The sequence below is a fragment of the Pseudogemmobacter sp. TB195 genome (genome assembly GCF_058313095.1).
The window spans coordinates 1-1,314 of record NZ_JBZEGG010000085.1; the positions used below are offsets into that span (position 1 = coordinate 1).

Annotated in this window: 1 tRNA gene and 2 pseudogenes; all 3 read right to left on the reverse strand. The window is 59.9% G+C overall.

Annotation, left to right across the window (positions count from 1 at the left end):
• Positions 1-71: 71 nt before the first annotated feature.
• Positions 72-194: pseudogene (locus AC4FS3_RS28675) on the reverse strand (DUF2274 domain-containing protein); the annotation flags it as partial.
• A gap of 2 nt (positions 195-196) precedes the next feature.
• Positions 197-751: pseudogene (locus tag AC4FS3_RS28680) on the reverse strand (TraB/TrbI/VirB10 family type IV secretion system protein); the annotation flags it as partial.
• A 486-nt stretch (positions 752-1,237) separates the two neighbouring features.
• A tRNA-Met gene (locus tag AC4FS3_RS28685) sits at positions 1,238-1,314 on the reverse strand.

The following is a 1,314-nucleotide window of genomic DNA, read 5'->3' on the forward strand; positions in this document are numbered from 1 at the left end:
AGACCTTCGTGCAAATGGACCACAGGCCGACAATGCACTAACATTCAAACCGGACCACTCAGTGGGGGCATTCCACTCTCGCGGGCCAGTACCTCTGCACAAGCGATCAGATCACGGTGGAGCGAACCGGGCAGTTCCACCGTCACTTTGACGGGTTTGTCTTCAACGAGTGGCCCAAGTTTCAGTTTTGTCATGGTCAGTTCCTGTAAGGTTCGAGTACGAGATCTGGGGTGACGATGACCCACACCGGATACCCCGGCCGGATGGTCAGCGTGGGCGCGACCTCCAACTGGCGCTGGACGATCTGCTGTCCGGCCTGATTGATGGTGTCTTGCGTCGCGCCGCGGATGGCGCGGATGAGGCGATCTTCGTCGTCGGTCGCCAGTTCCGTGCCGATGCCGAGCAGCGTGGACAGACCGGCAGCCTTCATCAGATCCCACCAGTGGTAATCGACGCCATCCTCCAGACCTGCATAGCCGGAAGCGTCAGCGCCCGGCTGGCGCTCCAGCATGATGGAGCAGCCATTGGGCAGGATCAGGCGGTTCCAGACCTGCAGCACACGGCGCTGCCCGAACTGCACACCGGCATCATATTGGCCGATGATGCGCGTTCCCTGCGGGATCAGGAGCAGCGCGCCGGTCGGGCTATCATAGACATTTTCCGTGACTTGCGCGGTGATCTGGCCAGGCAGATCCGAACGGATGCCGGTAATCATTGCAGCCGGGATCACGGCCCCTGCCTGAAGGATATGCAGAGGAAACTAATCGGCTGAACCGGGAACGCCGCTCCAGCGGCGATGCCTGGAAAGCAGAACTGGTGAAGATCGAGAAGCAGATCCGCGGGATCATCGAGGCGATCAAGGCTGGCATGTTCCATGAGAGCATGAAGGCAGAGATGGACACGCTGGAGGTGCGCAAGACCGAACTGAACGCCCTGCTGGCCGACGCGCCAGAGGACACACCGGACATTCTGCCGAGCGCCTCGGCGATCTATGCAAAGAAGGTTTCTGCCCTGACCGAAGCGCTCAACCGCAAGGAAGAGCGGCAAGAAGCGGCGAAGACATTGCGTGGCCTGATCGAGAAGATTTCGCTCACGCCGGGGCCTGAACGCGGCGAGATTTACGCAACGCTGCACGGCGAACTGGGCACGATCCTCAATTGGACGGAGCGGCAAGTCATTGGAAAGACTGCGAAAACAACAAAACCCGCAGCAGATGCTACTGGTTTGTCGTTATCAGTGGTTGCGGGGACAGGATTTGAACCTGTGACCTTCAGGTTATGAGCCTGACGAGCTACCTGGCTGCTCCACCCCGCG